Consider the following 24,296-nt stretch of genomic DNA (forward strand, 5'->3'; position numbering starts at 1 on the left):
TCCTTCACCGTGACAAAACTAGTGGTCATTCGGCATAATTACTTAAATTTTGTCCAGTCTCCCATCGTCCGCTTCAAGAATGTGATAAACCCGGCTTTCTTCATATCTTCTTTTGCAGCAACAGGACTTTCAGCGAGTACTTCTCCATCCTTTTTCAGAACAAGAGTGCCAAGCTCTTGGCCTTTTTGAATCGGAGCACTAATATTGTCCTTCATCTTGATTTCTTTTTTCACATCGTTCATATCCTCGCCTTTTTTCGTCAATATTGAAATCGGCTCAGATGTAGTGAGTTCGATCAATTTTTGTTTCCCTTTTTTGACCTTTACTTTTGCTACTGTTTCATTTCGTTTATATAAAGGATGCGTTTCATACTGGCTAAAGGCGAAGTCAAGCATTTTTGTCACTTGCGCGTTTCTTTCTTTAGGCGTGCTCGCTCCGAATACAACCGCTATGGCCCGCATGTTTCCTTTTTTAGCCGAAGCAGTCAGACAATATTTCGCTTCGCCTGTATAGCCTGTTTTTACGCCGTCTACACCAGGATAAAATTTGATAAGGCGATTTGTATTTACAAGCCAAAACTTTTTATCTGTATTTTCACGCAGATAATCTTCATACGTGCCGGTAAACTTCGTAATTGATTCGTATTTCAATAATTCCTTAGCCATGATTGCCATGTCATAAGCAGAGCTGTAGTGTCCTTCCTCGGTCAGTCCTGTTGGGTTTTTAAAGGATGTATTTTTCAATCCCAGCTCTTTTGCTTTTTTATTCATTTTCTTCACAAATTCTTCTTCAGAGCCGGAAATAAATTCAGCCATGGCAACGGAAGCGTCATTCCCCGAAGCGATTGCGATGCCTTTCAGCATTTCTTTGACAGTCATTTCTTCGCCGGGCTCAAGGAAGATCTGTGAGCCGCCCATTGACGCCGCATGTTCGCTTGTACGGACCTTATCACTCATTTTGATTTTGCCTTTATCTAAAGCTTCCATAATCAAAAGCATCGTCATAATTTTCGTCATGCTTGCAGGCGCCAGTCTCTCATTGCTGTTCTTGTTGTAAAGCACTTTTCCCGTGTCACGTTCTATCAGCACCGCAGACTTCGCTTCATGAGCAAGCTCCGATGTACGTTTTCCGTCTTGTTTTGCAAATGCAGACGGTGCAAATGTAAGCAGCATTATACCAATCAACAAAGTGGATAAAAGACGTTTCATCTCAAAAGCCCTCCATTTCATAATCCTTTTTATTTTTTCCAAGCGGGATGGTTTTATACGCCACTGATGGAAAATGTTTCGAATTTTGGGCATAAAAAAAGACAGCTGTGTGATATCAGACACAGCTGTCTTTTGGTCCTGCATTGATTCATATTTATTCGTACTGAGCGACGATCGCTTTAACAAGCTTTAAGAATCCAGCTTTTACTTTTTCGGTCACTTCCATAACTTCATCGTGACTTAAAGGCTGATCCAGAATTCCGGCTGCCGCGTTAGAGATGCAGGAAATGCCAAGAACCCGCATTCCCGCATGATTCGCTACAATGACTTCCGGAACAGTAGACATGCCGACTGCATCAGAGCCCATCGTTCTTAAGAAACGGACTTCTGCCGGTGTTTCGTAAGAAGGTCCTGTCACAGCAGTGTACACGCCTTTTTGAATTGGGATATTAAGGTCTTTCGCAATCTTTTCAGCCAGGCTGGACAGATCTTTGTCATAGGCTGAAGACATATCTGGAAATCTGGCGCCGAAATCTGCTTCGTTTGGCCCGATTAACGGGTTTGTTCCCATAAAGTTGATATGATCGGTAATAATCATTAAGTCTCCCGCACGGAATTCAGTGTTGACACCGCCTGCGGCATTTGTCACGATCAACGTTTCCACACCGAGCGCTTTCATCACGCGTACAGGGAATGTGACTTTCTCCATTGAGTAGCCTTCATAAAAATGAAAGCGGCCCTGCATTGCAATGACGGAAACTCCTTCAAGAGTGCCAAGCACAAGCTGTCCGGCATGCCCTTCAACAGTAGATACCGGGAATTCAGGTATATCTTCATATTTCAGCTTGACCGGATTTTCGATTTCGTCCGCCAAAATGCCAAGACCTGAGCCTAAAATAAGGCCGATCTTCGGAGATTCCGGCAGGTTTTGTTTAATAAAAGCGGCTGCGCGTTCAATTCTGTCCTTCAAGAAACAGTCCCCCTATTGTAATAAAGATAAAAAGCTTTTCCCGTATTTCGGTTTATTTGTTTGGAAATTATCAGCGATCGTTGCGCCAATATCGGCAAATGTATCTGCAAGCGGCAGCATTTGCGCTTTCTTATGTTTTTTGCTGTAAGCGAGAATCGGCACATACTCGCGTGTATGGTCAGTCCCATGATGAATCGGATCATTGCCGTGGTCGGCTGTAATAATTAACAGATCGTCTTCTCTCATTTTTTCAAACACTTCCGGAAGCCGCGCATCAAATTCTTCAAGCGCGCGTCCGTAGCCTTCAGGGTCACGGCGGTGTCCGAATAACGCGTCAAAATCAACAAGGTTCGCAAAGCTCAGACCCGTAAAGTCTTCTCCCAGCGTATCGATCACCTTGTCCATTCCGTCCATATTAGAAACCGTTCTGCGTGAAGAAGTAATGCCTTCTCCGTCGTAAATATCAGAGATTTTACCGATTGAAATCACATCTAAGCCGCTGTCTTTCAATTCATTCATGACAGTGCGATCAAACGGTTTAAGGGCATAGTCATGGCGGTTTGGCGTCCGTTTGAATTGACCCGGCTCTCCGACGAACGGCCGTGCAATAATGCGGCCAACCATATATTTCGGATCAAGCGTCAGCTCTCTCGCCGTTTCGCAAATGCGATACAGCTCCTCAAGCGGCACAACCTCTTCGTGAGCGGCAATTTGCAGAACAGAGTCAGCAGACGTGTAAACAATTAAAGCCCCTGTCTCCATGTGCTCCTGACCAAGCTCATCCAAAATCGCTGTGCCGGAAGCCGGCTTGTTTCCAATAATTTTGCGGCCAGATCTCTTTTCCAGCTCTTGAAGCAATTCATCAGGAAAGCCTTCCGGGAACACTTTAAATGGTTTATCAATGTATAAACCCATAATCTCCCAATGGCCGGTCATCGTATCTTTTCCGTTTGACGCTTCTTGCATTTTTCCATAGTAGGCAAGCGGATGTTCTGTTTTTTCTACACCTTTGATATCTTCGATAAGACCAAGGCCGAGCTTTGCCATATTCGGCATATGTAATCCGTTCATATGCTCGGCAATATGACCGAGCGTATGAGCGCCTTCGTCATTAAAGTCAGCGGCATCCGGCGCTTCGCCGATTCCGACTGAGTCCATCACAATTAAAAACACACGATTATATTTGTATGCAGGCATCTTGAAAGCCTCCTTTTTTTCTATACGTCTATTGTATCGCTAAGAGGTCTGACAACTCAAGTATAAACCGTTTTCATTCCCGTTGACAATGCATTTGGAAATAATGAGAAACTTCAATATTTTCTGTCGCTCTAAACAAAAAAGCCGCAGCCACCTGCGGCTATGCTCGCGGATGAAACTGCTTGTACACATCCTTCAGCCTTGTTTTCGTCACATGCGTATAAATTTGCGTTGTGGATATATCCGCATGACCGAGCATTTCCTGCACCGCTCTTAAATCTGCCCCGTTCTCAAGCAGATGCGTCGCAAAGGAATGCCTGAGTGTATGCGGAGTCAGCTCTTTCTTAATGCCGGCTTCCAACGCGATTTTTTTCAGGTTCTTCCAAAATCCCTGGCGGCTGATCTGTTTGCCGTGATGATTTAAAAAGAGGGCGTCAGATACATTATTTTTTAACAGTTTTCCCCTGGCTTTTGTCATATATTCCTCAATGGCGGAAGCGGCGGCTTCACCAATTGGCACAATCCGTTCTTTTCTTCCTTTGCCGAAGCATCGGACAAACCCCATAGATAAATGAACATCTGTCGTTTTCAACTCAGTCATTTCACTGACTCGTATGCCTGTCGCATAAAGCAGCTCCAGCATTGCTTTATCCCGATATCCGAAAGGGCTCGTCAGCTTAGGCGTGTCCAATAATCGCTCGACTTCATTGAGTGCGAGCACCTTCGGAAGCGCCCGTTCCGTCTTTTGTGTTTCGATATGAACGGAAGGGTCCTTATCCGTTACTTTTTCCCTGAGCAGAAATTGATGAAAAGAGCGAATAGATGCTAAATGCCGCGCCGATGTCTTGCCGGATTTCCCCGAGTCCTTCAAATGCTTTAAGTATTGGATAATATGTATGCGGGTAACGTGATTCCAATCTGTAACATGAAGGGTTTCTGTTAAGTAGAGAGAATAGCTTTTCAAGTCACGTTCATAGGATACGATCGTATTTTGAGAGAGCCCTCTCTCTACCATGACGTAGTGGATGAAATCCTTTATTTGATCTTTCACTCTTGATCTACTCCCCGTTTTGGTAAAAAAAGATCAACCGGTCGAACCATCCGCCTTTTTCATCCTGATCCATTTCAACAACTTTTACAGCGGAGCCTTCCGGTTTATCATACCGATGATAGTTTTCATACTCTTGATTCACCCATATCATAGCATAATAGAACAAAGCGGTAAAACCAGTAAACAGGATGAAAACTTTCAATGCATCGACAGCTGTTTTCAGGAATCTTCCCATGTCCTAATCGATCCTTTCCCTATGGTTCCAGTTATATAAACCATATGCCAAATCAGAAAGGTTTTATACATAGAAACAGCAAAAAACCCTTTCCCCATGAGAAAAGGTTCGCGCTCGGCACCGTCTATTCAGTTTCTTTTCCGTTACAGCGGTGGCAAATGCCGTGAAACGTCAATCTATGATCTTTAATCTTAAATTTCCAATCACGTTCAATGATTTCTTCCACGTCTTCAAGCAAATCTTCTTCAATTTCATCAACGGCTCCGCACTCCATGCACACCAAGTGGTGATGAAAGTGAGCTGCGCCCTCTTTCCGAAGGTCGTAACGGGACACACCGTCTCCAAAGTTAATTTTATCTACGACTTTTAATTCAGTTAATAATTCAAGCGTACGGTATACTGTAGCGAGACCGATCTCAGGAGATTTCTCTTTTACGAGGAGGTATACATCTTCTGCGCTTAAATGGTCTTCTTCGTTTTCAAGCAGCACTCTTACTGTCGCTTCACGCTGTGGCGTAAGTTTATAGCTGGATGAGTGCAGTTGTTTCTTAATTCGATCAATACGGTTTTCCATGTCTTTCCCTCCTACGCCGCATTCCATGACTCATTATAACAAAATACGCGCAGAGTTCCAACTATAATTATTATAAACTGATAAATAAAACGGTTTTCTTTTAATAATAATTTTAAAAAAGTCTAGATGTAAGCTTTTCCATTAAAACAGGAGATAAGTATGCTTCAAAGAGAGATGAGATCAGCGCTAAAAACAGAATGACCAGCAGCACAAAGGCATACCGCCCGAACCATTGAATCGGCGCGTCATGCAGGCTTCGTTTCACGAACAGCTGTCTGATTAACTTTAAAGAAAACGCAATTGCACATGTGCCCATAATGAGATAAGCCGGAATCAGCAGCACATTTTGCGGCAAAACGGAGACAAAAGATAGGAAAAACCCGCTTACTCCCATCTGATTGACTAGGAACCCGACAGTAAAGCCGACGACGATCCCTTTCAGAAAGATCATGATGAAAATAATCGGCATTCCAATGACGGAAATTCCCAGTATCCACATCAGGCCTAAATACTTTGCATTATGAAAGATACTTTGCCCAAACATATCAGCTGAACTTGCCTGTTTTCCATCCGAAAGCTGTCCAAAAAATTGACTTAAGTAGTAGTATAAATCTTCTTTCTGGCTGATGGTCATACTGTTGACAATAATCGCGCCAAAGATGACACCCATGAAAAACAGCACTGACACAAATATATAAAGAGAGAGATGATCTTTGACATGCCTGAGAAACATGTCCTTATAAGAGATTTTTCGCATACCGTTTCCTCCCGCCCGTTCTAGTGATTTGATTTAATAGATTGTATGAAAGAAACGGAAAAACATGCCCTTTTTCAAAAAGAAACGATAGAGACGAATGCGAGGCGGCTTTTTGGGGCACAAAAAAATCCTTATCATCAACTGCTGTATGATCATAAGGATTCTTATGCTTCCGTTTATTCAAAATCTCTTTTTTGCTTTTTGTCATTCTTTCATGTGTGCTGAAAGATGGTGTGCTGCCTCTTGATAATAAGACGTCACGTCCGCCGTTTCTCAATCGATGCTCCCGCTTCTTTTTCGCTTGGCTTTTTGCCATGTGATCACTCCCTTTTTTTTTCATAGTAATGATAACAAAATTGAACAATAATAAGAAAAAAACAGCACCTGCTACGACAGGTGCTGTTTAGCTACATTTATTTCACTGCTGTAAGAGCTGCATGCTCGACAGCTGCTGCTACCGCATGATGGACTTTTGAATCAAGCGGCTGAGGGACAACATCACCTTGTTTAGTGCAAGCTGCGATGGCCTCTGCTGCTGCGACAAGCATATCATGATTAATCTCCGTGCTTTTTGCGTTAAGCGCTCCTCTAAAAATCCCCGGAAAACCGAGTACATTATTAACAGAACGCCCGTCAGCTGCATATGCGGCGCCAGCCTGCAGTGCGGCCTCCGGCTCAATTTCCGGCTTCGGATTCGATAAAGCCAGAATCACTTGACCAGAACGTACAAATGCCGGTTTTATTAAACCCGGAACGCCCGTTGTAGCAATGACAATATCACATGTTTCCATAAGCTCCTCAATACTGGAAACTGCCTGTCCGCCGTATTGTTCGAGACGGTTCATTGCTGACTCTGATTTGTCTGTGCCGTACACAGCATTCACACCATAAGCCATGAACATCCGGCAGATGGCCACGCCTGCTGCGCCAAGGCCGATTTGCCCCACTTTCGCTTCTTTCAGGTCAACTCCCGCACTCCTGCATGCCGAAATGGCAGCTGCCAGCGTCACTACAGCTGTACCATGCTGGTCATCGTGCATAACAGGGATGTTCAGCTCCTCTTTTAGGCGATCCTCGATTTCAAAACAATGCGGCGAACCGATATCCTCAAGAAGGATGCCGCTAAAGCCCGGAGAAATATGTTTTACTGTTTTGATGATTTCTTCAGGATCACTCGTATCAAGCAGTATCGGAATGCCGCTAATGCCCGCCAGCTGATCAAATAAAGCAGCCTTTCCTTCCATGACAGGCATGCCAGCCACAGAGCCGATATTCCCAAGGCCTAAAATTGCAGTTCCATCCGTTACAATTGCAACAGAATTGCTGATCGTTGTATAAATAGAAGCTTTTTCAGGTTCTTTTTCGATCAGTCGGCACACGTCCGCAACACCTGGTGTGTAGACACGTCCCAGCTCTGCCAGTGAACGGATCGGCATTTTGCTTTTCATTTGGATTTTTCCGCCTTCATGTGCGGACAGGACTTCATCAGATACAGTGTGAAGCCTGATCCCTTCTCCGAGGGCCTGTACAGCCGCGATCACTTCCTGAAGCTGTTCTTCATTCTCCACTTGAACGGTAATATTCCGCATTGTGTAATTGGGTCCGACCTTTACCGTCTCCACTTCACCAATATCTCCGCCCAGAAGGCCGATTGCCGTAGCCACCCTTCCAAGATTTCCGGGAACCGAAGGCGTTTCGATCATCAGTGTCCGAATCATGTGTTTCGCTATCATTCAGTGATCCTCCCCTATTAGCCTAGTTTTTCGGCTTTAACTGTATTGTTTTTCGTATACCATATAAATTTTCCTGTATAACCATAGATAATTGCAAGACCTATTGCTACAAAACTGAGCCACATAAACGGCAGATAAGAGAAGGTAGAAACACCTAAAATACCAGCCATGTAAATCCCATTATCAGACCAAGGTACCATCCCCGAAGTCAATGTTCCCCCGACCTCTGAGTTACGTGATAACACTCTTCTGTCCAGATGCAAGCGATCATAGCTGTCTTCCATAATTTTCGGAGTCAAAATAAGAGATACATACATCGCACAGCCGAAGATGTTCGCTAAAAACGCTACGATCAGTGTAGACAATGTGACATTGCCGGCTGAAGTTAATTTCTTTTCAAACGTTGAAACAATGACTTTTAACACGCCGAGTTTCTCAAGCAGACCGCCAAAACCAAGGCCAAAGATGATGACGACGAGAGAATCAAGCATACCGACAATTCCACCGCGGTTTAACAAGCCGTTCAAAAATTCAACATCAGTTTTAATAGAGAAACCGTTGTACGCAGTTGCAATCGCATGGGCAATATCCATTCCTTGGAAAACAACAGCCCAGATTGCACCGAGTAAAGCGCCAATTACGATAACCGGCATAGATGGCTTTTTCATCGCCAATAAGACTATGACGACAACTGCCGGGATCAGCATCCAAATATGAATGTCAAACGTGTTTTGCAAAGATGATTTTAAGAATTCAACTTTATCAAGATCAATATTTTTCCCGCCGTACATAAATCCAACAACTGTAAAGAGTATAGCTGTAATGACATAAGCAGGTATTGATAAATAAAGCATTGCTCTCACGTGAGCCAATACATCGACTTTTGATAGTGAAGAAGCTAGAACTGTACTGTCAGACAGCGGAGACAGCTTGTCCCCGAAATAAGCACCTGAAAGAATAGCTCCCGCTACTAGAGGAAGCGGAATGCCTAAACCCTCTCCAATTGCGATCATGGCAATACCGGCAGTTCCGACTGTTCCCCATGACGTTCCTGTTGCCACAGACATAATGGAACAAATAATTAACGTTGCCAGTAAAAAGATACTTGGGTGAATAAATTCCAGTCCGTAATAAATCAAAGTCGGCACAACGCCTCCGGCAATCCATGTTCCGATGAGCGCCCCAACTGAAACGAGAATCAGTACGGCTTCAAGGCCATTTGATATCCCATGTACAATCGCATTTTGTAAATCTTTATAAGAATAACCGAGTCTTATACCTAAAAGCATTGCAATAAACCATGAAACAAAAAGCGCCAGCTGTATCGGCAAGTCGAGAAAGACTGTAAACGATAGAACAAGTGCTAAAAATACTCCTAGTACAATAATAATTTCAAATAGTGTTGGCAATCTTACATCCTTCAAAAGAAGTCCCCCTTCATGTAAAAGCTAAAACGCTTTCAATATATAGTGCAACACGTATACTATACTTCCTCATCCCTATGTTGTAAACAGCTTATTCATCCGACTATTCGGAGATGAATAAGCTGTATTTTATACAAATTTTATTTTTCTAATAGTTCTTTCCCTGCGATACCTGGTTTGGTCATCTCATATGGGTTTAAAATAATATCCAATTCTTCTTCAGTCAGCACATCATGCTGCAGGCAAAGGTCACGGACTGATTGGCCTGTCATAATCGCTTCCCGGGCAATTCTGGCAGCCGCTTCATATCCAAGATGCGGATTGACAGCTGTGATCACGCCTGCGCTTTTTTCTACGTATTGCTTCAACCGCTTTTCGTTGGCTTCAATGCCCTTTAAGCAGTTGTCAGTGAACGAACGGAAGCCGTTGTTCATGATGCTGATGGATTGAAGCAAATTAAAGACAAGCACGGGCTCCATGACGTTCAACTCAAGCTGGCCGGCTTCTGAAGCAAGGCAGATTGTATTGTCGTTTCCGATAACCTGGAACGCAATTTGGTTGATCAGCTCCGCCATAACCGGATTGACTTTCCCCGGCATAATAGATGAACCCGGCTGACGTGCAGGCAGAGAAATTTCCGCAAGTCCGGCGCGCGGTCCCGACGCCATTAAGCGCAGGTCGTTTGCGATCTTCGACATGTTCATCATGCAGACTTTTAATGAAGCTGATACCTCTGTATAGGCATCTGTATTTTGTGTCGCATCAACAAGATGGTCAGCGCCGACAAGAGGAAGCCCGCTAATATCAGCAAGGTGCTTTACTACCTGTTTGATATATTCAGGATCAGCGTTCAGCCCTGTACCAACAGCAGTTGCGCCCATGTTGACTTCATATAGGTGCTGGCGCGATTGCTTGATTCGTTTGATATCACGCTCGAGAACACGGCTGTAAGCTTCGAATTCCTGGCCAAGACGGATCGGAACCGCATCTTGAAGGTGTGTCCGGCCCATTTTAATAACAGAGTCAAACTCCTGTGCTTTTTGCTTAAACACACTATGCATATCTTCCATTGTTTTCAGCAGTTTTTCTAAGAGCTTCAATGTGGAAATATGAATAGCAGTCGGGAACACATCGTTCGTAGACTGTGACATGTTCACATGTGTGTTTGGACTTAAATGGATATAATCTCCCTTTTTATGTCCCATGATTTCAAGCGCCCGGTTTCCGATAACCTCATTCGCGTTCATGTTCATAGAAGTTCCGGCACCGCCCTGAATCGGATCGACGATAAACTGATCGTGCCACTTGCCTTCCAGAATCTCGTCAGCAGCTTGTACGATAGCTTGGCCAATTCCTTCATACAGCCGTTTCACGTCCATGTTGGCAAGAGCCGCAGCTTTTTTCACAATCGCCAGTGCGTTAATCATTTCCTCATGGATTTTGTATCCTGTGATCGGGAAATTTTCAGAAGCACGGAGCGTCTGAATTCCGTAATAAACATCTGCCTCAATTTGTTTTTCCCCAAGGAAGTCTTTTTCCACGCGATATTCTTTTTGGCCGTTTAACATAATCTTTAACCTTCTTTCTCTTTGCTGGTTATCGTTTTTACATTTTACAGGACAACGTCATCAGCTATCGGCGTTTCCATAATTCTCTTGACGACAGGAAGATCCGAAGACTGACCTAGCGCCCACATCAATTTTGGCACAATTGCTTCTGTGTTCATATTTCTTGATCGGATAATTAAGTCTTGGTTGACTCTGCGGCCAACCTCGTAAATGCTCATGTCTTCGCCTTCTTCAAGACATTGAGTCGTAATGACGACGACAATGCCGCTTTCGATCAGCTCATTCACTTTTGACAAAATGTCCCTGCCTTCAAACGGCACCCCTCCGCTGCCATAACTCTCAATGACAATTCCTTTGTACATGCTTTTCAGGGCATCAAACATTTCGGGCTTTAAGCCTGGATGCAGCTTCAGCAGACATACATCTGTGCATAGTGAAGTGTCAACTGTGAAGGTGTCGTTCTCAGGTTCCGTTACTTGTTTGTTGTATTCAATCCCGTCTTCATTGATAAAAGCGATATATGGGTAATTGATGCTTTCAAATGCGTCGTAGCTTTTCGTTCTTAATTTGATCGCACGCGTTCCCTGAATGACTCTGCCGTCAAATACAACATAAACGCCGCCCACGCCTTCACAGGCAAATCGAATGGCATCAGTAATATTTTTTTTGGCATCGGTTTTTTGGAACGTGATCGGAATCTGCGAGCCGGTGATGACAATCGGCTTTTTGGCATGCTGCAGCATATACGATAGTGCTGCAGATGTATAGGCCATTGTATCTGTACCGTGAGTAATAACAAACCCGTCATAGGCATCATAATTTTCCTTAACGGCTTCCGCTATTTCCACCCAGTATTCAGGCTGCATATTGGTGCTGTCTATATTCATAAGCGACTGAGTTTCCATTGTGTAATCGTTATCAAGTTTTGATACGTAACTTAATAATTCATCAGCCTTGACTCCGGGAGCCAGCCCATTTTCCCCTTCAACTGAAGCAATCGTTCCCCCAGTTGTCAACATCAATAATTTTTTCATACCATGCACCTCTTCACTGTATCTAAAGATGGGTTGCGAGAAGGTATTCGCTTTTCGCATACTTTTAATGCAATTATAGACACGGAAAATAAAATACGCAAGACATTATTATTCAATTCGCGTACACTTCCTAATACCTATATGATATAATCAGCTCAAGGTGAAAAAGGAGCGGAAGTTCATGAATCTAGATCGTTTAACTGAATTGAGAAAAAAGAAAAATTGGTCGCTTCAATATACAGCTGACCTTCTCGGTATCGCAAAAAGCACATATGCCGGCTACGAGTCAGGCTACCGACGGCCTTCACTTGAAGCGCTTGCCATGCTGGCTGACCTCTTTGACACAACCTGCGATGAACTTTTAGGCCGCGAGAAACAAAAGCAGACTGCTCCTCAGGCCATAGAATTGGCCACGTGGAGCAGCCTTGACTTTACCATTTCTGTTGATGGCCAGCCGCTGAGTGAAGATGAAATCATCCAGCTGATTACCTTTATACGCACAAAAAGAAAAGTACAGGAGGAACTGAGTTAATCTTTAGCTCACGGTTTAATTTTACCGTAGGTTCCTCCTCCTCCGGCTTTCAATTCCAGTTTTCCGGATCTCGCTTTTACGATAAGCGCCGCGGTTTTCGGCGGGACAACGCGAGCCAAATCTTCTTCTGCAGCCTCATGAAGAACAGCCATTTCTGTTCCGAAGGCTTTTTTTAGTTTGTCCAGCGTTTTCGGGCCTACACCCGGAACAAATTGCAGCGGGATCTGATGTACATATCGCGGACGCGGGACGCGAACTTCAAGCTGATCACTCAATTCACGCAATCTTTCGCTGACTCCCTTGGTAAATCTGGCATTTCCGCAATTCACGCACGCTGTTTCCCCGCTTACAGCAGGCTCTCCGCACGCTTCGCAAGCAGTCTGATAATATTTCCCCAATAACGGGTCCAAGCCATAATTTGCGATAATTTTCCTGTCATCTTGTCTCTTTAATGCAAGAGCAAATTCAGTAAAATCAGCTGACTGCACATATAGTTCATTATATTCTCTGCCGATTTTCCCCAACGAATGCGCATCAGAATTTGTTAAAAAAGGATACGGATTCAATTCAGATACCTGTGATGCCATGTCTGTATCACAGCTTAATCCAAGCTCCACCGCGTCTATCATAGATGGATCAAAAACCTCAGTTAAGCTTGATTTAACCCCTTTTCCATATAAGCTTTTATGCGGCGTAAAGATATGGGCGGGGATAAACAAGCCGCCCATATTCTGCACTTTTTTTTGCAGGTTTAAGCCCGTTTCATAAATCCGCTGCGAGCTTAAATGAATATTTTTCAGCCGGGCTGACAGCCAGTTTGAAAACTGTTTCATATCAGCCAGCGTCGGCATAAATACGAGCACATGGATCGGTCCGCTACAGGCTTCATCATAAATCTCCAGCTCGCTCCCCAATAAAAGAGTCGTGCTGCGATAACGGATTCCTCCCCCGTCAAGCTCGCGATATTTTCCAGATGAAATGCCTTCCTCAAGCTCTAGAATGACTTCCGGAGAATGACAGTCGATAATGCCGAGGAGTTCAATTCCTTTATGTTCACTGGCTTCAACCAAAATTCTGTCCAGCGTTAGTGTTTTGGCGCCTGTTATTTTGACAGCCCTTCCTGTAAAGGTCCGGCCGATATGAATGTGCAAATCCGCGTAAATCTTTTTCATTTTTGTGCTTGGAGCGCTTCTTTCAGTTGAAGATACTGAATCGCGTAGGCTGTTTTAGCATCATATACTTCACGCGATTCAACCAGCTTTAGCGCATCTTCAAGCGTCACCTCCATCACTTCAACAAACTCGTCCTCATCAAGCTCCCGTTTTTCTTCAAGCACAGAAAGCTCCTCAGCAAGAAAAACGTGAACGATCTCATCTGCAAATCCGGGTGATGTATAAAACGCAGTTATTTTTGTCAGTTTTTTTGCTGTATAACCGGTTTCCTCTTCAAGTTCCCGAAGTGCCGTATACTCCGGCTCCTCACCTTTTTCAAGCTTACCGGCCGGAATTTCAACGATCGTCCGCTCAAGCGGCTTACGGAATTGTTTGACCATGATGATTTTCCCTTCATCTGTGACGGCTAGTACCGCTACAGCTCCAGGGTGTTTCACAATTTCACGTTTACTGGCTTTGCCGTTTGGCAGCTCTACATCCTCGACATAAAGATCAATGACTTTACCCGAAAAGATCTGTTCTTTGGCAATTGTTTTTTCTTCTAATGATTTCATTTCTTCATCTCCCGTTCTGTCTCTATATGATGCCCCATACATTTTATCATACTAGAGCAAAAGGGGGCTTCTTCGTGAAAGTGCACCGCATGCCAAAAGGTGTTGTCTTAGTCGGAAAAGCATGGGAAATTCGGGCGAAGTTAAAAGAGTATGGACGCACATTTCAATATGTGAAAGATTGGATCTCAAAGCCATAAAAGTTGAAACTTTAGCTCCTTTATATTACGGTCAATACAAAGCCTAAAAAAGGAGTGTGCACATGAAAAAGCGCAAATTGGGTACATCTGATTTAGACATTAGTGAAGTCGGACTCGGCTGTATGTCTCTTGGAACTGAAAAAAACAAAGCATTGTCCATTTTGGATGAAGCGATCGAGCTTGGCATCAACTATTTGGACACAGCGGATTTGTATGACCGAGGACGCAATGAAGAAATTGTCGGTGATGCGATCCAAAACAGACGCCAGGATATTATTCTGGCAACAAAAGCGGGAAACCGTTGGGATGACGGAAGCGAGGGCTGGTATTGGGACCCTTCAAAAGCTTACATAAAAGAGGCGGTAAAAAAGAGCCTTACACGGCTGAAAACAGATTATATCGACCTTTATCAGCTTCACGGCGGCACGATAGAGGACAACATTGATGAAACGATTGAAGCGTTTGAGGAATTAAAACAAGAAGGTGTCATCCGCTACTACGGCATTTCTTCCATCCGCCCGAATGTGATTAAAGAATATGTAAAAAAATCAAACATCGTCAGCATTATGATGCAATTCAGCCTGTTTGACAGACGCCCTGAGGAATGGCTCCCGCTTTTAGAGGAACATCAAATCAGCGTAGTCGCCAGAGGTCCTGTTGCCAAAGGGCTCTTAACTGAAAAACCGCTTGATCAAGCTTCAGACAGTATGAAACAAAACGGGTACTTGTCCTATTCATTCGAGGAACTGACAAATGCCCGCAAGGCAATGGAGGAAGTGGCTCCCGATCTTTCCATGACAGAAAAGTCGCTGCAGTATCTGCTAGCACAGCCGGCTGTCGCTTCAGTGATTACAGGCGCCAGTAAGATTGAGCAGTTACGGGAAAATATTCAGGCAGCAAATGCACGGCGTTTAACCGAAGAGGAAATCAAAGCGCTCCAATCTCATACGAAACAAGACATTTACAAAGCTCATCGCTCATAGCAGAAAAACCAGCACCCGTACGGGTGCTGGTTTATTTATATTGATGCCAATCCATTTGGCTTTCATTTAGGAGTTCTTCAAAGCTCTTATTTTTTTCGATCTCTTTTTTCTTTCTAATCTGTTCTGCTTTTTCTCTTTCCTGCCTCTTTTCATCCTCTTCCTTCAATTGGCTCTTCATCTCCATAAGCTTTGCTTTGATATCGGATTGAAGGCCGTCTTTTAGCTGGTGTTTGTCAGCGGATTTTTGTTTTTTCATTGAGACTTCCCCCATGTTTTGTTTTGAAGACAGTTTATCACGGAGCATATACACTGAACAAGCAGACTCTCTTCTGATCACTTTCTCAGCGGAGCAGTGTTTAGGTATAATGATTTTAAACACGAATTACCTATATTTAGTTGAAAGGTGCTGTGACTTTTGAAGAAAATCCTTTTGGCCATTGGCGCTCTCGTAACAGCTGTCATCGCAATCGGAATTGTTTTTTCAAATATGATTCTATTCATCAAGAAAAAAACGGATGAAGACATTATCAAAAGAGAGACAGACAACGGACATGATGTGTTTGAATCATTTGAGCAAATGGAGAAAACCGCTTTTGTGATACCCTCCGCTTACGGGTACGACATAAAAGGATACCATGTCGCACCGCATGACACACCAAATACCATCATCATCTGCCACGGGGTAACCATGAATGTGCTGAATTCTCTTAAGTATATGCATTTATTTCTTGGTCTCGGCTGGAATGTGCTCATTTATGACCATCGCCGGCATGGCCAAAGCGGCGGAAAGACGACCAGCTACGGGTTTTACGAAAAGGATGATCTCAATAAGGTTGTCAGCTGGCTCAAAAACAAAACAAATCATCGCGGATTGATCGGAATTCACGGTGAGTCGATGGGAGCTGTGACCGCCCTGCTTTATGCTGGTGCACACTGCAGCGATGGCGCTGATTTTTATATTGCCGATTGTCCGTTCGCATGTTTTGATGAACAGCTTGCCTACCGGCTGAGAGCGGAATACAGGCTCCCGTCTTGGCCCCTGCTTCCTATCGCCGACTTCTTTTTGAAGCTGAGAGGCGGCTATCGCGCACGTGAAGTATCTCCGCTTGCTGTCATTGATAAAATCGAAAAGCCGGTCCTCTTTATTCACAGTAAGGATGATGACTACATTCCTGTTTCTTCAACCGAGCGGCTTTATGAAAAGAAACGCGGGCCGAAAGCGCTGTACATTGCCGAGAACGGTGAACACGCCATGTCATATACCAAAAATCGGGATACGTACCGAAAAACAGTGCAGGAGTTTTTAGACAACATGAATGATTCAACAGAATAAAAAAGCGAAAGGCCTCTTCGGCTCTTTCGCTTTTTTATGTTACAGAACGTCGGTAATGCCATCCATATTTTCTCTGATCCATTCAATCGCAAGATCTATCGTTGTAAACTCCTGCGTCTCGAAGGTCATTTCATCCTGCAATAGCCAGACATCTTTCTTGATGGACTCTGCTCCTCCAATTGACCAGTGAAGCAAGGTATAGGGATGGTTTTGATTCAGGAAGGATACCCACGTTTTATTTTGTGCTGTGTTCTTCATTGCCTTCAGCTTTTGTTCCACGTTTCGCGTCTCCTACTTTACTAATATGCTCATTCTGGGGCTGAGCATTTCAGCCGGGCTTTTCAGCGCCAATGTTTTGGCTTTTTCATTGTAATCGATCGTCATTTGATCGTCAAAAAACACTTTTTGTGACGATTGGATATACAGCGGAACGCCGTTCGTTTCCAGCTGCTCGCACTGTCCCGTTAATTCTTCTGCCAGCCAGATTGTCGGGACACCGCTTACCGCGCAGCCGCATCCTTCTGCATCGTAACGAAGCTGGGCTTTTTTCCCCGGGTTGGCGTCAAACGCCTGCTGCAGTGCCTGTTTTGCTGCATCTGTCACATGTATGTTCATAAGGTGAAACCCCCGTTTTCATCATTTTCGCTATTGTAGCATACAACACTGCCATTCGCATTGTTTCTGCCTTTTTTCCACCGCTTCGCATTTTCTTCTGCAGTCTTGATCCACTCATCTTTCCCTTGTATGTACTGATTGATGCTGTCAGGATGCTGGGCCGCCAGCCGTTTTTTGAGAACGGCGTATTCCTTCGCTATGTTTGGATGAGCTCTGAGATAATCTCTGAATAACAGATGCCTTTCAATAGCAGGGTTTCCCTGTTCGTACATATGGACATGATGAGTGCGTTTATTTCCGCCCTTTTGGAAATAACGCCTGCCCGCTATGCCGTTCTCACCTTTTGGTATATAGCCGTTAGCCTTCATTTGTTCATCAAATTGGCTCACGGCTTCAATGCTTCTGACTTCAATTAACATATCAATGATTGGCTTCGCTGCCATGTTCGGTATTGATGTGCTTCCGATGTGATGAACAGCGATAATCTCCGACCCGAACACCAGCTTCAGCCGTTCTTTTTCTTCATCGAAACATTCTGCCCATTTTTCGTTGTAGAGAATGACCTCAACTTTTCTTTTCGGATACAAATGAAAGACCGACAGCAATAGACCCTGCGCTGCTTTGACGGTTTCTGCCTTTTGGAATCCGGCCTGTGTATAGAGTGACACGGCCGGGATATTGTTCTCGGCTGTGACTACTTCGATTTTCTCAGCGTCTTCATTATGATCAATGACAAATTGCAGAAGCGCTCGTCCAATTCCTTTTCTGAAACCGTCAGGATGTACAACAAGCCTGCAAATGGTGAGATGATGCATGTTTTTCTCATATGAAATGACACCGATCAGCTTGCCGTTTTCCCGATATCCCGCAAACCGTTCATGGGATGCTTGAATATCCTTCACCTTCTCTTGTAAAGCGGGAATACCGTCAAAACCGATAATCTCTGTTTCCTTTATGTAGGCGGGGATCTGTACGGCTAAAATCTCACGCGCTATAGCGGCTTCCTTATGCTGGAGAAATTCAATCATTCGTGTTCTCCTGAAACAGCCGCTGTCTGTCGACTTTTGCGACGCGGACTGCATACGACTCGTACCAAAGGCTTTTTCCTTTTTCTTTTGCTGCTTGATGTTCAGTGTGATGCCTCCAATGGTTAATTGCGTCCATACTGTCCCAATAGGAAACTGTGATGCCCCTTCCATCCGCTTCACGTACGCTTTCCACGCCTAAAAATCCAGGCTGATCCGCCGCAAGCGATACCATCCGCTCCGCTGTTTCTCCATATCCTGTGTCATTTTCGCTTTTGACAGAAGAAAAAATGACTGCATAGTAAGGAGGCTCAGGTGTTTTTGATAAAAAATTCATCATATTTCCCCCTCATATGTTTTTGACAAACAGTACCCTGTCTTGGCCTGGGCCATCATAGTTTGCAAACACTGAGATGCCATTTACCGTCTTGTTGCCCTTTTCAATATCAAACCCCAATTTTGTGTGATATGCGATTGATACCTTATTCACAGGTGAAGTGACGCACTTTACCCGGGTGCAGCCTCTTTGTTTTACTGTTTCGATAAATACATCATACAATTGTTTCCCAATTTGCATTTTTCTGAAATCTGGATGCACACCGGAAAAATGAATGTACGCCGTTTCAGAATCCGATTGCGATTGAAATCCGATTAAAAATCCCGTCATGCTGTTATGTTCGGATGTAATAAAGCTTGTGTCCTGAAAATGCTCAAAAAATAGTCTCGGCAATTTTTCTTTCAGCTGTCTGCCGCCCCACCATTCATTCAGTACAGACGTTACCATTTCATAATCTGAAGACGTGATTGTTCGAATATCCATTACGATTTGATCTCCCTCCGTCTGGCAAAACGAATGTCAGCTCTTTTTCTCACAATATAAAAATTATATTTTGCCTGGCTGGAATTGTAAATGCCTTCTTTCCTTTATCATACGTTTCCAGACTGCCGAGGGAACAATGTTTCATCATTTTAGCCTATTTCTCCCCCAAGCAGGAGGAGAGACTTTACAGCACAATATCAAGCACTTGATCAAGTCTCAGCTTATAAAGCTGATCCTCGTCTCCTTTTATCCATACTGCTTTTTCAAACTCTTCATACCGGCAGATCTTCCCGGTGCAGCGGACAATCTCACCGTCCTGAAAGCAGCTGACAGTGATATCCTGAGCGAACTCCATCGCGGCGCAAAGCGTTTGATTCATCTCTTCCAGCTTATTGGGGTCAAGGATCGGCTTTTGCAGCTTCTGTTTAAGTCGCTTTCTCTCCAGCAGGCTTTGCTTATGTTCCGGCAGAAACATCCTGCTCCCTTCCCACAGCAGGTTGCCCCTTTTTAAATGATCGTTCATTTATAATGCCCCCCTATTTTAGCCGCACGTTCAAATGCCTGGCCTGCCGCTGTCAGTGACGCCGCCCTGATGATTGCTGTATCGCCGAATCGATTTTTAATGCCATCCATCACATAGCCTAGGCTCATTTTCTTTGCATAATCCTGAAATAAATTGAGCTGCCATATGTCATCAGATGAGAGCTGAGACAGATTGACACCGAGGCGGCGGACGGGTTTCCCGTCCCAAAATGTAAGAAACAGCCGGCGTACAGCCTCATATACATCCTGAGTAGAATTAGTCGGCTCTGCCAGCTTCACTTGCCGGTTGAAGCCCGTCGGCCAATCAAAATCAGCACCCCGGCAGCTCACTGACACCGTCTGCCCCATGACTCCGGCGTTTCGGCTTCGCCTGCACACTTCTTCACTCAGCTCAAGCAATACGACCTTGATTTCTTTGTCAAAGTGTTCGTAGTCTCTCGGGAGAGTCATTCCATGGCCTATCGCCTTTTGCCCGTCCAGAGACGAAGTTGACACAGGGGAATAGTCGATTCCGTTTGCCGTCATCCACAGCACGTGGCCGTTAATGCCCCATTTCTTTTTTAAAAGATCGAGCGGAAAAGCCGCGAGCCCGCCGATCGTGCTGATGCCCATTCGATTTAAATGATGCTTCATGCGGCTCCCGACGCCAAACATGCTGCCCACCGGGAGCGGCCACATTTCGGTTTTCATATTTTCTTTCGTTAAGGTAAAAATGCCGTTCTTATTCTTTTTGGCAAAATTGTCACACGCAATTTTGGCCAGCGCTTTGTTAGGGCCGATTCCGACCCGTGCATAAACGCCGATCTCCCGCATGATTCTGCCCTGAATGCTTTTCGCGATCTCCATCGGCGTCCCAAACAGCTTCTGGCTGCCTGTAATGTCCATGAACTGTTCATCGATAGAATAAGGCTCCACAAGGTCTGTATACTCCTCGAGAATGGCCGTAATTTGCAGTGATACATCAATATACCGCTGCATACGCGGCCGGAGCACAACAGCCTCAGGACACTTTTCCTGCGCCTCCCACAGCCGTGAAGCATTCACCACACCTTTTTGTTTCGCCAGCGGGCAGGCAGCCAATACGACTCCGCCCCTTTTTTCAGGGTCACCCGAAACAATGACAGGCTTATTTTTCAAATGTGGATTTTCCGCTTTCTCTACAGATGCATAAAACGATTGCATGTCAACGAGAAAAATCACTTTTTCTTTCATCATACACACCTCTAAAAAGAACTTATGTTCGTTTTTCATTATATGCGAAAGTATGTTCGTTTTATACTGGTAAATGATTCTTGTCTGACAGAAAATATGATCCAAGGGTTTGAGAGAAGAAAAACATTTAGTAGAATAAAAGCGAAGCATAAGGATAGGAGAGTCATGATGGAGAAATTTGTCGAAAAAATGATGGAACAGGCATTGCGGCAATACGGCAGAAACGTTGCTATAGATCCGTTAAGCCCGTATGAAAAACAAAGCCTGAAAGCGGCTCTACAAGAGAGACGGAATGAAGAACCGGATGAGGATTTGCATGCGCATATAGAAGATATCATTTATGACTATGTCACAAACCAAGGCTTGTTCTCTTAAACTCATGACTTTCAGCCGCTGATGCGGCTTCCCCTTGAAAACACCGCCTGAAACAAATAAACAGTCTCAGGCTTACAGAAAAAAAGCAGGATTTTCTCACGCTCCATAGATTCATATGGCCTGGCGTAAAATTCCCCTCAATGCTCGCGCAAAACGGAATAAGCTGTCCATGATCACGCGTATACACTTTTTCGAAGAGATGTGCTCTCTTGTTCTGTCATGCGGTCCATCGGTTTTCAGCTTACATCTTGATCTCATAGCCGGTTTCACTGCCGATATGATCTACGTCCTGGCGGCTTAAACTCTTTTAATGTTTCAAACACACCCTCACTGAATTCGGACATACCGTCATTTCCCTTCTGTCATCACCTTCAATTTCAAGATGTAACCCCCGCCACACGCATCCTCAACGCATAGTATATTGCCATCCATACAATCAGGCATACTACATGTCAATAACGAAATATTTTGAACGATCTATTGGAGAAGGAAATTTTTTCATATATGATAGAGAAAGATCATACATACAGGAGAGAATATAATTCATGAAGAAATGGAAAGATATCCACCCGATCAGCTGGACAATTATAATCGGAACCATTTTCGGCAGAATGGCAACATCGATGAGCATTCCTTTTTTAGCGATTTATTTGACAGCCGTCCAAGGCGCATCAGCTTCCTATGCAGGGCTGGTCATCGCCGCGAGCTCATCAGTCGGCATCCTCGCAAGCTTTTACGGCGGATATATCTCAGATAAATTCGGCAGAAAAAACATGATGTAATTTACGCTATGCGGCTATTAATATCGGCGTTGTCTTCGGACCTGTGCTTGGCCTATATTTCGGCTCATCGCAATCGACTACGCCCTTTTTGGTGCCTGCAGTCATTTACGGACTATACGGAATTGTGCTTGCCCTCCAATTTAAAAAACATCCATCCTTATCAGCACCAGCCCAGTCCCGAAATATGAGCGTGCGGGAAGCGTTTATGGTCACGCAAAAGGATTATCTTTTTACCATTGCTTTGGTCGGCATTACGCTATGCACCTTCGGCTACTCACAATTCAGTTCCACATTCCCTCAGTATATGGCGCAGAACCCCTTGATCGGCAATGGAACGAAGCTGTATGGGCTGATGCTGACATTAAACGCAATCGTTGTGTTGGCGACGCAATTTCCCATTGTCCATTTTGCAAAATGGTTTTCGCCGCTTTGTTCTCTGATGCTCGGTAATGTGATGGTTAGCATCAGCATGGCCATTTTCACCGTATCACACGGTGTTCCATCAATTGTGATGATTGTCATCACATTTACAATCGGCGAAGTGCTTTTATTCTCTATGATGGATTTGTATGTAGACCAGATTGCAAAACCAGGATTAAAAGGCACTTATTTCGGGGCAATCGGTTTTTCACAGCTCGGAAACGTCATCGGCCCTTGGGTCGGGGGGATATGTATAGACCTGTTTGGCGCTGGCCGGCCGATTTATATTTTTTCTGTCCTGAGCGGCATTACCCTGCTCGGCCTGCCATTTTTAGCGTTCGCCTATCGGCAAATGAAAATGGAGACCACAAAACACCGTTCCCGTCTGGAAAAGCCGCTTTAAATAAAAAACGGAAGAGAATGAATCTCTCCCGCAAACATGAGGTGAAGAACATGAATATAGGTGATGTGATGTTTCAGCTGTTTGTATTTATTATATTTGCCGCTGTCGTCTTTGCGGCTGTTACAGGCTTCAAGTATGCGAAAAACCGAAAAGCGCAGCTGGATCGCATTGAGAAAAAGCTGAACAGCCTGTCCGAAGATCACGATTAACAGCTTGGGGCAACGAGCTCTACCTTAATCCGGTCTGGATCCTCACAAAAGACTGCATAATGCCCGTCTCCTCCGGCAAAAGGATGCCTGTCTCGGTACAACACACGATAGCCTTTTGCCGTCAATTTTTCAGTCATCTGATCGACTTGAAGCTTGGATTCAGCATGAAATGCGAGATGGTTCAGACCGACTCGGCATCTATGGTATTCCGGCTCTAGAAATGGCTCTTTCGCCTGCACAATCACTAGGTAAAAACGATCTTTCTTCCAGCTGATGCCTGAGCTCCATTTTTGATACTCTTTATAGCCAAGTTCTTTTAAGAACCAGCCCCAAAACCGCCTAGACGCCTCCAAATCAGAGACATACAGTTCAATATGATGCACAATTTCATACCCTCCTTACCAGCACTTCCTCGACCTTATGCCCGTCTCCCTTACGCAAAATGAGATCTGACCTGAATTTAGTCGGCAAAATATTTTCATATAAATTCGGCCGGTTGACACTCTCCCAAATCGAGGCTGCCATCTCGTCAGCCTCCTGATCGGACAAGTCTTTAAATTTATGAAAATATGAATCAGGATTTTGAAAAGCAGTTTCCCGAAGAAGGCGAAAACGCTCTAAATACCAAGTGAAAATCCGGCTTTCCTCCGCATCCACATAAATCGAAAAATCAAAGAAATCGGAAACAAAAATACGCGGGTTTTCCCGGTCATCCTCCAAGGTGGGCGACTGAAGAACATTAATGCCTTCAATAATCACAATATCCGCCTGTTCTACAACCTCGAACACACCTTCCTCGCGGTCATAGGTTAGATGGGAATACACTGGGGCCTTTACGCTGTCCTTTCCTGATTTTAAGTCATTCAAAAATTCGAGCAGCGCCTTTACATCATAGCTTTCAGGAAATCCTTTTCTTGACATCATATTTTTCTTTTTCAGCTCGGCAGTAGGAAATAAAAAACCATCTGTCGTGATAAGGCTCACTTTTGGACGGTCAGGCAAACGCGAAAGCAGCTTCTGCAAGATCCGCGCCGTCGTGCTTTTTCCGACTGCGACACTGCCGGCAATGCCGATAATAAACGGAATTTTGGCTGAATGTGGGTGCTTCAAAAAAACATTGACATGCTTATTGCGTTCAGCCGCAGACTTGACATGTAAATGAAGCAAGCGAACAAGCGGAATATAGATCGTCTCCACTTCTTCAACAGATAGATAATCATTCAATCCTTCCACAGCTTTTGCCTCTTCTTCAGATACAGCAATCGACAAATGCCCCCCAAAACCAGACCAAGACTCCCGATTGTGCTGTGTATATAAAGTATGTAGGTTAAGTTCTTTATTTTTCACTGTTTACACCTGACTCTCTGTAG

General features: G+C 44.3%; 30 protein-coding genes and 2 pseudogenes. 8 read left to right on the plus strand and 24 right to left on the minus strand.

The features are described from left to right. Positions 1 to 38 precede the first annotated feature (38 nt). From dacF to ansA, 12 genes and pseudogenes are all read right to left on the minus strand, one after another. Positions 39 to 1,208, minus strand: coding sequence for a D-alanyl-D-alanine carboxypeptidase DacF (gene dacF, locus NYE20_RS12915; protein ID WP_038829775.1), 1,170 nt, complete (start codon positions 1,206 to 1,208; stop codon positions 39 to 41). A 154-nt stretch (positions 1,209 to 1,362) separates the two neighbouring features. Further along, on the minus strand, positions 1,363 to 2,178 hold the full coding sequence (locus tag NYE20_RS12920) for a purine nucleoside phosphorylase I, inosine and guanosine-specific (RefSeq protein WP_161621660.1): 816 nt from the start codon (positions 2,176 to 2,178) through the stop codon (positions 1,363 to 1,365). A 12-nt stretch (positions 2,179 to 2,190) separates the two neighbouring features. Next, positions 2,191 to 3,375, minus strand: coding sequence for a phosphopentomutase (deoB, locus tag NYE20_RS12925; RefSeq protein ID WP_015251776.1), 1,185 nt, complete (start codon positions 3,373 to 3,375; stop codon positions 2,191 to 2,193). Positions 3,376 to 3,535: 160 nt separating this feature from the next. Beyond that, the gene (gene xerD, locus NYE20_RS12930) at positions 3,536 to 4,426 is read right to left on the minus strand and encodes a site-specific tyrosine recombinase XerD (RefSeq protein WP_032726071.1); all 891 of its coding nucleotides are present in this window, start codon (positions 4,424 to 4,426) and stop codon (positions 3,536 to 3,538) included. A 7-nt stretch (positions 4,427 to 4,433) separates the two neighbouring features. Continuing rightward, the gene (locus NYE20_RS12935) at positions 4,434 to 4,661 is read right to left on the minus strand and encodes a YqzK family protein (RefSeq protein ID WP_003230440.1); all 228 of its coding nucleotides are present in this window, start codon (positions 4,659 to 4,661) and stop codon (positions 4,434 to 4,436) included. A gap of 124 nt (positions 4,662 to 4,785) precedes the next feature. Beyond that, complete coding sequence (gene fur / locus NYE20_RS12940) at positions 4,786 to 5,235, minus strand: ferric iron uptake transcriptional regulator (RefSeq protein ID WP_003223972.1); 450 nt, start codon at positions 5,233 to 5,235, stop codon at positions 4,786 to 4,788. 112 nt (positions 5,236 to 5,347) lie between these two features. Continuing rightward, on the minus strand, positions 5,348 to 5,992 hold the full coding sequence (spoIIM, locus tag NYE20_RS12945) for a stage II sporulation protein M (protein ID WP_004398593.1): 645 nt from the start codon (positions 5,990 to 5,992) through the stop codon (positions 5,348 to 5,350). Between the two features lie 103 nt (positions 5,993 to 6,095). Then, positions 6,096 to 6,308, minus strand: a pseudogene (locus NYE20_RS12950) (hypothetical protein); the annotation flags it as partial. A 97-nt stretch (positions 6,309 to 6,405) separates the two neighbouring features. Next, complete coding sequence (locus NYE20_RS12955; RefSeq protein WP_004398731.1) at positions 6,406 to 7,725, minus strand: NAD-dependent malic enzyme; 1,320 nt, start codon at positions 7,723 to 7,725, stop codon at positions 6,406 to 6,408. Positions 7,726 to 7,742: 17 nt separating this feature from the next. Further along, positions 7,743 to 9,149: a malate-H+/Na+-lactate antiporter MleN gene (mleN, locus tag NYE20_RS12960; RefSeq protein WP_014480178.1), complete on the minus strand. Its 1,407-nt coding sequence runs from the start codon at positions 9,147 to 9,149 to the stop codon at positions 7,743 to 7,745. 140 nt (positions 9,150 to 9,289) lie between these two features. Then, positions 9,290 to 10,717 (minus strand): aspartate ammonia-lyase, encoded by a 1,428-nt coding sequence (gene aspA / locus NYE20_RS12965; RefSeq protein ID WP_014477246.1) that lies wholly within the window; start codon positions 10,715 to 10,717, stop codon positions 9,290 to 9,292. A 44-nt stretch (positions 10,718 to 10,761) separates the two neighbouring features. Then, on the minus strand, positions 10,762 to 11,751 hold the full coding sequence (gene ansA / locus NYE20_RS12970) for an asparaginase (RefSeq protein ID WP_004399032.1): 990 nt from the start codon (positions 11,749 to 11,751) through the stop codon (positions 10,762 to 10,764). A 181-nt stretch (positions 11,752 to 11,932) separates the two neighbouring features. Here ansA and ansR point away from each other — a divergent pair, with 181 nt between their 5' ends. Continuing rightward, positions 11,933 to 12,283: an HTH-type transcriptional regulator AnsR gene (gene ansR / locus NYE20_RS12975; RefSeq protein ID WP_004399024.1), complete on the plus strand. Its 351-nt coding sequence runs from the start codon at positions 11,933 to 11,935 to the stop codon at positions 12,281 to 12,283. 8 nt (positions 12,284 to 12,291) lie between these two features. On the opposite strand, the gene NYE20_RS12980 is transcribed toward ansR, so the two are convergent. Beyond that, positions 12,292 to 13,455: a TIGR00375 family protein gene (locus NYE20_RS12980; RefSeq protein WP_038829772.1), complete on the minus strand. Its 1,164-nt coding sequence runs from the start codon at positions 13,453 to 13,455 to the stop codon at positions 12,292 to 12,294. After that, a complete protein-coding gene (nudF, locus tag NYE20_RS12985) occupies positions 13,452 to 14,009 on the minus strand; it encodes an ADP-ribose pyrophosphatase (protein ID WP_004398600.1) in 558 nt (185 codons plus the stop codon). The genes NYE20_RS12980 and nudF overlap by 4 nt, the downstream gene beginning before the upstream one ends. Positions 14,010 to 14,083: 74 nt before the next feature. Between nudF and mciZ the strand changes: the two genes are divergently transcribed. Next, positions 14,084 to 14,206: a Z-ring formation inhibitor MciZ gene (gene mciZ / locus NYE20_RS12990; RefSeq protein WP_003230420.1), complete on the plus strand. Its 123-nt coding sequence runs from the start codon at positions 14,084 to 14,086 to the stop codon at positions 14,204 to 14,206. A gap of 62 nt (positions 14,207 to 14,268) precedes the next feature. Further along, positions 14,269 to 15,189: an aldo/keto reductase gene (locus tag NYE20_RS12995; protein WP_033884657.1), complete on the plus strand. Its 921-nt coding sequence runs from the start codon at positions 14,269 to 14,271 to the stop codon at positions 15,187 to 15,189. A 31-nt stretch (positions 15,190 to 15,220) separates the two neighbouring features. Here the strand turns inward: NYE20_RS12995 and NYE20_RS13000 are convergent, their stop codons facing one another. Then, positions 15,221 to 15,445 (minus strand): YqkE family protein, encoded by a 225-nt coding sequence (locus NYE20_RS13000; RefSeq protein ID WP_003230416.1) that lies wholly within the window; start codon positions 15,443 to 15,445, stop codon positions 15,221 to 15,223. 159 nt (positions 15,446 to 15,604) lie between these two features. Between NYE20_RS13000 and NYE20_RS13005 the strand changes: the two genes are divergently transcribed. Further along, positions 15,605 to 16,522: an alpha/beta hydrolase gene (locus tag NYE20_RS13005; protein ID WP_161619408.1), complete on the plus strand. Its 918-nt coding sequence runs from the start codon at positions 15,605 to 15,607 to the stop codon at positions 16,520 to 16,522. A gap of 39 nt (positions 16,523 to 16,561) precedes the next feature. Here NYE20_RS13005 and NYE20_RS13010 read toward each other — a convergent pair whose 3' ends face one another. The 7 genes from NYE20_RS13010 to NYE20_RS13040 form a co-directional block, all read right to left on the minus strand. Continuing rightward, complete coding sequence (locus tag NYE20_RS13010) at positions 16,562 to 16,801, minus strand: YqkC family protein (protein WP_003230411.1); 240 nt, start codon at positions 16,799 to 16,801, stop codon at positions 16,562 to 16,564. Between the two features lie 12 nt (positions 16,802 to 16,813). Then, positions 16,814 to 17,137, minus strand: a complete 324-nt coding sequence (locus NYE20_RS13015; RefSeq protein ID WP_032726078.1) for an iron-sulfur cluster biosynthesis family protein — start codon at positions 17,135 to 17,137, stop codon at positions 16,814 to 16,816. After that, the gene (locus NYE20_RS13020) at positions 17,134 to 18,165 is read right to left on the minus strand and encodes a GNAT family N-acetyltransferase (RefSeq protein WP_032726079.1); all 1,032 of its coding nucleotides are present in this window, start codon (positions 18,163 to 18,165) and stop codon (positions 17,134 to 17,136) included. The genes NYE20_RS13015 and NYE20_RS13020 overlap by 4 nt, the downstream gene beginning before the upstream one ends. Then, on the minus strand, positions 18,158 to 18,502 hold the full coding sequence (locus NYE20_RS13025; protein ID WP_044144006.1) for an antibiotic biosynthesis monooxygenase: 345 nt from the start codon (positions 18,500 to 18,502) through the stop codon (positions 18,158 to 18,160). The genes NYE20_RS13020 and NYE20_RS13025 overlap by 8 nt, the downstream gene beginning before the upstream one ends. Positions 18,503 to 18,511: 9 nt before the next feature. Continuing rightward, on the minus strand, positions 18,512 to 18,982 hold the full coding sequence (locus NYE20_RS13030; protein WP_161621662.1) for a GNAT family N-acetyltransferase: 471 nt from the start codon (positions 18,980 to 18,982) through the stop codon (positions 18,512 to 18,514). A 184-nt stretch (positions 18,983 to 19,166) separates the two neighbouring features. Continuing rightward, entirely contained in the window at positions 19,167 to 19,505 is a 339-nt protein-coding gene (locus tag NYE20_RS13035; protein ID WP_021479968.1) for a YolD-like family protein, read from the minus strand. Further along, positions 19,502 to 20,740, minus strand: a complete 1,239-nt coding sequence (locus NYE20_RS13040) for a DNA polymerase IV (RefSeq protein WP_080121355.1) — start codon at positions 20,738 to 20,740, stop codon at positions 19,502 to 19,504. Before NYE20_RS13040 ends, NYE20_RS13035 begins: the two co-directional genes overlap by 4 nt. Before the next feature lie 165 nt (positions 20,741 to 20,905). On the opposite strand from NYE20_RS13040, the gene NYE20_RS13045 reads away from it, so the two are divergent. The 4 genes and pseudogenes from NYE20_RS13045 to NYE20_RS13060 all read left to right on the plus strand — a co-directional run bounded on the left by NYE20_RS13045 (position 20,906) and on the right by NYE20_RS13060 (position 22,926). Continuing rightward, on the plus strand, positions 20,906 to 21,112 hold the full coding sequence (locus NYE20_RS13045; protein ID WP_014477257.1) for a YqzH family protein: 207 nt from the start codon (positions 20,906 to 20,908) through the stop codon (positions 21,110 to 21,112). A 545-nt stretch (positions 21,113 to 21,657) separates the two neighbouring features. After that, the gene (locus NYE20_RS13050) at positions 21,658 to 21,894 is read left to right on the plus strand and encodes an MFS transporter (protein WP_250622366.1); all 237 of its coding nucleotides are present in this window, start codon (positions 21,658 to 21,660) and stop codon (positions 21,892 to 21,894) included. A 43-nt stretch (positions 21,895 to 21,937) separates the two neighbouring features. Beyond that, positions 21,938 to 22,465, plus strand: a pseudogene (locus NYE20_RS13055) (MFS transporter); the annotation flags it as partial. A 98-nt stretch (positions 22,466 to 22,563) separates the two neighbouring features. After that, positions 22,564 to 22,926 (plus strand): hypothetical protein, encoded by a 363-nt coding sequence (locus tag NYE20_RS13060; RefSeq protein WP_119123068.1) that lies wholly within the window; start codon positions 22,564 to 22,566, stop codon positions 22,924 to 22,926. Here the strand turns inward: NYE20_RS13060 and NYE20_RS13065 are convergent. Both NYE20_RS13065 and coaA read right to left on the minus strand, forming a co-directional pair. Continuing rightward, positions 22,923 to 23,309 (minus strand): VOC family protein, encoded by a 387-nt coding sequence (locus NYE20_RS13065; RefSeq protein ID WP_004398989.1) that lies wholly within the window; start codon positions 23,307 to 23,309, stop codon positions 22,923 to 22,925. The two genes, NYE20_RS13060 and NYE20_RS13065, sit on opposite strands and share 4 nt — an antisense overlap. Positions 23,310 to 23,313: 4 nt before the next feature. Beyond that, positions 23,314 to 24,273 (minus strand): type I pantothenate kinase, encoded by a 960-nt coding sequence (coaA, locus tag NYE20_RS13070; protein ID WP_003245966.1) that lies wholly within the window; start codon positions 24,271 to 24,273, stop codon positions 23,314 to 23,316. Positions 24,274 to 24,296: the final 23 nt, after the last annotated feature.

Source organism: Bacillus sp. FSL R5-0416, assembly GCF_037975425.1.
In the GTDB taxonomy this organism is placed as follows: Bacteria; Bacillota; Bacilli; order Bacillales; family Bacillaceae; genus Bacillus; species Bacillus subtilis.